A 6,560-nucleotide genomic window follows, 5' to 3' on the forward strand; every position below is an offset into this window, starting at 1 on the left:
GGCAAGACCGATGCGGTTTCCAAGGGCCTGACTCGTGGCGCATCGCCGGTGAAGCTGGTGTCGCGCGTCAGCGGCAACGATCCGAAAGGCTTTGCGGCCCCGTCGGGCGCCCCTGCCCGCTCGGCACCGACCGCGTTCTCCGGCTCCAACGTGCTGGCGCTGAAACCCGCCAGCGACGAAGCGGTCGCCTACAAACGCGACTATGAGGAGCGGGCAAAGGAACTGGCCGAGGACATCGCCTTCGAGGAGGCGGTGGGTGCTGCTTCCGATACCACGGCGGGATTGTTCACCGACGTTGCGGCCGTTGAGGCGGCCGAAGCGAAGAAACTCGCCAACGACCGCCGCGCCAAATCGCTGCTCCAGGGCTACACCGGCAATTCCTGCTCCGAGTGCCAGAATTTCACTATGGTGCGGAACGGGACTTGTGAGAAGTGCGATACGTGCGGTTCGACCAGCGGGTGCAGCTGAGGAAAGTCTGAAGCGCTAAAACGCAACATCATCGGCCCGGTCGTAAGATTGGGCCGAAATGGTAAAAGGAACAAAAGAGGAAACTCATCTAAAAAATTTAGATCGCGCACTTGTGCCAGAAACACCAAAGCCGACCCAAACTGGGCCGGCTTTGGTACCGCGAATAAGCCGGAGCCCACGCGGGGCGACGAGACCGAAATCCCATCTCCTGTGCAAAGGTATCATATGGGGAGTCGGTTCTCGGAGTCGAGGTAGCTCAGGCAACTCCAGAAGAAAGATACCTAAATGACCACCAACGAACGCAAGACTTTCGACATTGGACGAAGCTCGAAGAGCGGCCAATTCATTCCTGTGAAGGAAGCAGAGCGCCGGCCGAACACAACCACAGTCGAGCGTGTGCCCAAGCCCGGCTTCGGAGACACCAAGAACGAGCCGCCGAGCAGAAGATAACACCTTGAGTTTGTCCGTCGCTCGACTGCGGCCGGCAAACAACTTTGCCCAAGAAAGCTGCATGTGGTGTTCTTTTGTCAATGAATGCCACCATGTTGATTTTATGGACTTTTTCCAGTATTCAATTAGAATTTAATTGATTCGAAGTGACTTCAGGGTTCGCCGAGTAGGGCGGTACTATGACAGGGGGATTTTTGGGACACTGGATGCCAACCTATGATGCAATTGGAATTCATTCCCCTCAGAATAACTGAGTACAAGCCAAATCCCCGTCAGACTACGGTGCATCAAACTGGTGTGGCGCTCTGTGACGACGGATTGAGGTATTTTGTTAAAGGGATGGGCGGAGAGGTCGAGGTTTGCGCCACTGAGTGGATATGCACGTCGTTCGCAAGGTCTCTGAATCTACCCGTTCCTCCGATGAAGGTGCTTCAGACTCCAAGCGGAGCCCTTGTATTCGGCTCACAAGCGATCACGCATTGCATGAGCGACCTAGAAGCCAGCATGCTGCTTCTTGATGGTCCCGGCAATCTCAACGTGCCAGGCATCCGCAACTTGCTTTCAGCCACCTATGCTTTTGATCAGTTGATCTACAATCCTGATCGGCACGATCACAATTTTCTGTTCCAGCGGGCGGGCTTGATTGACGGTCAAGAGATCGCCAATCTGCACATAATTGACTTCGGCAGCTCAACAATCTTGAATGACAATGCCATAGTTGGGCTTGCTCAAGGCATGCCGACGGTGCAGGTCGGTAAAAAGATACGGAAAGTACACGGTTTCTCTGTGGAATTTGCCAGATCGTTCCTGGACCGGTTTCATAAAGGTCGTGCGCTTATCTGCGACAATGCAATGATAGGGCTACCAACGGATTGGTTGTCAAAAAATGCACGAACTTCGCTGATAGCTAGAATCTTGAGTCCGGAATTTGGACGCCAAATCGACGAAGTGGACGAAGGAATCCGCAGTGGTGCATATCTTTAACTACGCTCTAATTCGCTTGGTGCCATTCGCGCACCGTGGCGACGTTTTGAACGTAGGCCTAGTCGTGTTCAAGTCCGATCGCCTTGATGTGAGATTGAACGCTTCTCCCCAGTTGTTGAACTATTTCAATGTCAGTTCGCGGGCGGTTGAGTGGATTGCGACGCACCTCAGGGAGTCTGACGATCCATCAATCGAATTGGACTCTCGAGTGGCTCGACTTTCGAAGGCTACGGGCTATACACTTTCAGAGATTGGGTGGTTTACGATCGATTCAGACAATCAATACGAGCAAAGAATATCGGACATAAACTCCGAATATATTGAGAAACCAAAAGGGCAATCGGCCAAGAAGAAAGCCGGCAGCAAACTATCCAAAGACCTTCGCAAGATATTCAAGGAATACGACGTCTTTAGTGGAGATATTCACGATATCGATAGGCATCGTGTTGTGGCCAATCTTCCGGTTGGCCCATCTGGGAAGCTTCATATCGACTTCATGCTGAAGAACTCTAGATATCATGCGACTGAGACCATAGACTTTACTAACTCTGATCACGCGGGATCCGCTGAAATTAAGAATGCCGCTTTAGCTAGCGTAACCTTTCAACATGCAAAAGACACGCTGTCCAATGTAGGGATTAATTGTTACTTAGTTTTTTCTGCCACCACCTTGGTAGAAAGAGCAGTCGGCCCTGCGCTCAAGATAGCTCAAAGGGAAGCAATTGAATCGTTCAATATGGAAAGTCGCGAGGATAAGGCCCGATATCTCGATATAATTTTGAACGCCGCAGGTCATAAATCACTTTGGCGGAGTTAGTTAGTCGGCTAATTGTTTAACGCAATTGCGACTCGTCCAGCCATCTGCTCAGTCTGATTTGGCTCTTACCTTTGGCTCTTAGCCAGCCGGCGACACCCGCAACGTCTGCTCGTCAAACAACGGTTCGTCCTGGCCGATGCGGACGAACAGCAGCTTGCGCCCCTCACCTGCCGCACCTCGAAATACTGGATGCCGTCAGGCGTTTATCCCGGTCAACCGCACGGCGGACCCGGGATCTCGTCGGGGCTGCCCAGTGCTTTCAGCCCCTCGGTGTAAGGCGTCGAATTCAATGAGTTGTTTGCATCTGGCCATGCCTTCGGCCTGCCCAGATCAAAGCCTCTCAGCATGCCATCTCAGATGGTCGTCCATGAAGCTGGAGATGAAAAGATACGAGTGATCGTATCCATCCTGCATCCGCAGCTTTAGCGGAATACCTGCTTTGGCGCAGGCCGCTTCAAGCAGCCAAGGCCTCAGCCCGTCGTCAAGAAATCCGTCCGACGTTCCCTGATCGACCAAGAATTCGGGGAAACGGTATCCGTCGTCGATGAGCGACGTCGCGTCGCAGGTTCGCCACGAAGCCTCATCCTTCCCGAGATATTTCTCAAAAGCCGGTCTCGACCAGCCGGCGGTGCTTGGCTGGGCGATCGGGGCGAACGCCGAGCAGCTCTTGAAACGTTGCGGATTCTTCAAGGCAATCGTCAGCGCGCCATGCCCGCCCATCGAATGGCCAAAGATTGCCTGGCGCGCCATATCGGCTGGAAATTCAGCCGCGATGAGAGCCGGCAACTCCTCGGTGACATAGGAATACATGCGATAGTTCTTCGCATAAGGCTCTTGCGTCGCATCGAGATAGAAGCCGGCGCCGGAGCCGAACTGCCAGTTGTCTTTTTCATCCGGAATGTCGGCGCCGCGCGGGCTGGTGTCGGGACAGACGACGATCAGGCCAAGCTCGGCGGCCATGCGCCTGTACTCGCCCTTGTCCATTACATTGGCGTGGGTGCACGTCAGGCCTGAGAGATACCACACAACGGGACAAGGCGCCTCCCGCGCCTGCGGAGGTTTGAAAACGGCAAAAGTCATGTCGCAACGGCAACTCGTCGACAAATGGGAATAGACGCCCTGCACGCCGCCATGGGCTTTCGTTTGAGAGATGATTTTCATGTGTTCTCCACGTTGCGGGTCGGATGACGGTCGGCGCCACCACTGCCACCCAGCGGCAAGCACTTGCGTCCTGCCATCCTATGGTTCCTGTGTCGACGGATCTCAGCGCGGAAAAAGAACCTCGCCCATTCCGAGCACTGCGTTATCCCCGCCATATTTGCGCGGTGCGCTCCCCAGAAGCGGCCGTTTCAAAATGCCCTCGGCGATCAGATGACGATCGATGATGGCGGCGAAAACGCTCTCGGGTGCGCCACATTCGACGAAGCTCGGCGACATGCGTGCCGGCGTGCGATCGAGAAGGATCGAACCGCGACGCATCAGATAGCCGGGCATCTCGCCGGTGCCACCGGCCACCACCAAGGTGCCGGCGATCATGCGGCTGCCGGCGTGGTCGCCGGAGCCTTTCAGCACCGCGATCAGGCCGCGCCGCATGCGGTCCGCGGCGAAGGCGCCCGCCTTGCCCCTGACGATCAACACACCGCCGTTCATGCCGGCCAGTTCCCCGACGAGCGGCGCACCGAGGTGGTCGCCGGCATTGCCTGTTATCTCAAGCCTGCCGCCACGCATGCCGGAGCCGGCGTATGGACCCGCATTGCCTTCGATCGTGAGCTCCCCACCGCGCATGGCGCGCCCGGCCTGGGCGCCCGCATTGCCAACGAGGCGAACCGACCCACCCCGCATGCCTTGCGCCACAAGGTCAAGGCGCGTGCTTCCGCCTTCGAACACGATGTTTGTCGGATCGCTGCCGGCGACGCGAAAAATGTCGCCCACCTTCGATCCGTGTTTCGACATGCCGATCTGGATTCTTTCGACGTCGCGCCTTTCGATCCCGGCCAGCCGCTCCGGCGTCAGCGGCGATAGGTCAAGGCGCTCCGGCGGCTCGGCAACCAGGGTGAAGGTCAGCGCCTTCATGGCAGCATATCCTTCAGCGAGTAGATGAATTTCCCGAGCTTGCCGCCGTAATTGCCGGCGCTGATCCGAACCGCGCCTCTTTTCGGGCCGAGTTCTATGACAGCCTTGATGCCTGCCTTCATCGCGGCGGCAACTGCATCATTGGTTTCACCATCGATGACGATTTCCAGGACGGCGTTGATGTCGGGACCGAGCTCACTCGCGACGACACCGCGCAGCGTTGGCGCGTAGGCTTCGTTGGCCGAAGCGATCATGCCTTTGTATTTGCCACCTATCTTGGAACCCGAACGGGCAATGCCGCCCGGAAACGGCACGATGGCGCCAGGCACCATGCCGATCGCAGCGACCGCGGCCTCGGCAGCGGCCAAAGCGTTGGCGCTGTTTTGCGCCATGACAAAGAAATTGCCGCCACCGACAGCTTCCTTCGTCAGTCCGGTCGTTGCTTCGCACAGGAACTCGCCATCCATGACGGGAATACGCCAGAAATGCCTGTCGCCGATCTTCTTGGAGATTTGCCAGCCGTCGCCGAAATAACGCAGCGCCGAACCGAGCTTGAGCTCGGCGCTGCCTTGCAGCCCGGCAAAGCAGGCGGAACCCGGCGAGGTCAAAACGCACTGGCCGACACGATTGAGCAGTTGCTTCTGCAATTCGTCCGTTCCCATCGCGAAGATCATGACGCGGCAGCCCGGCCGGCCATCCGGTGTGGCCGAGGGCGGCAGGTCGATCTCGATTGCCGCTTCGCAGCCGCAACCGATCACCGAGGTGGCGAATCCGGTCATCGTGATCGCCGCCTGGCGAGCCCATTTCCGGCTCGGCGCGGTGATGACGATGGCGGTTGCGCGCATGCCGAAGGCTTCCGCGAAGGTATCGTCGATCGTCATCCCATTGACGCTCATGTTCGGCATGGCACCTCGCCGAATGGCTGTTCGCGCGCAATCGCGGAATCCGGAAAATTGAACCAGTCCAGCGACAGGCCGTAGCGCGGCTGGTGATAGTCCTCGAGCCGTCGCACCATTGCCTTGTCGACAGGCGGCTTGAGCCTCAATGCCTTGCCCCAGCGGTAATGGATGATTTCCCCATCTTGCACGACGAGATCGCCATCCTTGAAAACATACGCCGCCTGTCCGAGCATTTTCGCGATACTGCGGTCCCTGCGATAGACAGCGATGTCGGCTATTGCACCGGCGCCGAGATGGCCTCGATCCGTCAAGCCGAGCAGCTTGGCCGGCGCCGCGCGCGTCATGATGGCGATTTCCTCGAACGTGTATTCGCGGTCGATTGCGGCCAGGGTAGAGAGCGCCAGGGCGGATCGTGAAAGTCCAGCGGTCATTTCGGCGCGCGCTTCCCGGCTCATCAGCAGTTCGAACAGCGCCGGATAAGCCGTAAAAGGTGCACCGTTGGGATGATCGGTGGTGAAGAACACACGCCAGGGATCGTCGATCAGGAGAAAAAGCTCGAGCCCGATCGCCCACTGCATCGTGCCGTAGAAGTCCTTGCCATAACTGTAGGGCACGATGCCGCCGCCATTGCCGTCACCATCATGAATGACGGTCTTTTTCGGGTGCGCGCTGCCACGCGCCGAAAACTGCCGCATGACGTCGGAGGAGACCGTGACCGTCTGGCCGAACATGACCTGGCCGATATCGATGGTGACTTCCGGCGTCGCGTTGACCAGTTCGGCAAGCCGTGCGGCGGCGGAAGAAAACCCGCGTTTTCCTTCCGTGCCATAGCCATAGAACTGGAGGTGGGCGAGATGCAGCGGCAGCCC

At 57.5% G+C, this 6,560-nt stretch carries 6 protein-coding genes and 1 pseudogene; 3 read left to right on the forward strand and 4 right to left on the reverse strand.

Translation table 11 applies throughout. From position 1 onward, the window contains the following. The 3 genes and pseudogenes from EN906_RS18240 to EN906_RS18250 all read left to right on the forward strand — a co-directional run. Positions 1 to 468: pseudogene (locus EN906_RS18240) on the forward strand (vitamin B12-dependent ribonucleotide reductase); the annotation flags it as partial. A 669-nt stretch (positions 469 to 1,137) separates the two neighbouring features. After that, positions 1,138 to 1,902 (forward strand): HipA family kinase, encoded by a 765-nt coding sequence (locus EN906_RS38990; protein WP_348629139.1) that lies wholly within the window; start codon positions 1,138 to 1,140, stop codon positions 1,900 to 1,902. Beyond that, positions 1,889 to 2,719 carry a DUF3037 domain-containing protein gene (locus tag EN906_RS18250; RefSeq protein ID WP_272483105.1) on the forward strand — a complete coding sequence of 277 codons (831 nt, stop codon included), beginning with the start codon at positions 1,889 to 1,891 and terminating at the stop codon, positions 2,717 to 2,719. Before EN906_RS38990 ends, EN906_RS18250 begins: the two co-directional genes overlap by 14 nt. 330 nt (positions 2,720 to 3,049) lie before the next feature. Here EN906_RS18250 and fghA read toward each other — a convergent pair whose 3' ends face one another. The 4 genes from fghA to EN906_RS18275 all read right to left on the reverse strand — a co-directional run. After that, positions 3,050 to 3,880 (reverse strand): S-formylglutathione hydrolase, encoded by an 831-nt coding sequence (gene fghA, locus EN906_RS18260; RefSeq protein ID WP_127269460.1) that lies wholly within the window; start codon positions 3,878 to 3,880, stop codon positions 3,050 to 3,052. A gap of 102 nt (positions 3,881 to 3,982) precedes the next feature. Next, positions 3,983 to 4,792, reverse strand: coding sequence for a formylmethanofuran dehydrogenase subunit C (locus EN906_RS18265; protein ID WP_127269459.1), 810 nt, complete (start codon positions 4,790 to 4,792; stop codon positions 3,983 to 3,985). Continuing rightward, entirely contained in the window at positions 4,789 to 5,697 is a 909-nt protein-coding gene (gene fhcD / locus EN906_RS18270; protein WP_127327940.1) for a formylmethanofuran--tetrahydromethanopterin N-formyltransferase, read from the reverse strand. Before fhcD ends, EN906_RS18265 begins: the two co-directional genes overlap by 4 nt. After that, on the reverse strand, positions 5,685 to 6,560 hold an 876-nt coding region (locus EN906_RS18275; RefSeq protein ID WP_164777223.1), incomplete at its 5' end, for an amidohydrolase family protein. The genes fhcD and EN906_RS18275, both read right to left, overlap by 13 nt.

The sequence above is a fragment of the Mesorhizobium sp. M7A.F.Ca.CA.004.06.1.1 genome, from assembly GCF_003999135.1.
Taxonomy (GTDB): domain Bacteria; phylum Pseudomonadota; class Alphaproteobacteria; order Rhizobiales; family Rhizobiaceae; genus Mesorhizobium.

Coding starts and splice junctions, on each gene's coding strand:
- fhcD (WP_127327940.1), bottom strand. CDS start 5,697: ATGCCGAACATGAGCGTCAATGGGATGACGATCGACGATACCTTCGCG.
- EN906_RS38990 (WP_348629139.1), top strand. CDS start 1,138: ATGCAATTGGAATTCATTCCCCTCAGAATAACTGAGTACAAGCCAAAT.
- EN906_RS18265 (WP_127269459.1), bottom strand. CDS start 4,792: ATGAAGGCGCTGACCTTCACCCTGGTTGCCGAGCCGCCGGAGCGCCTT.
- fghA (WP_127269460.1), bottom strand. CDS start 3,880: ATGAAAATCATCTCTCAAACGAAAGCCCATGGCGGCGTGCAGGGCGTC.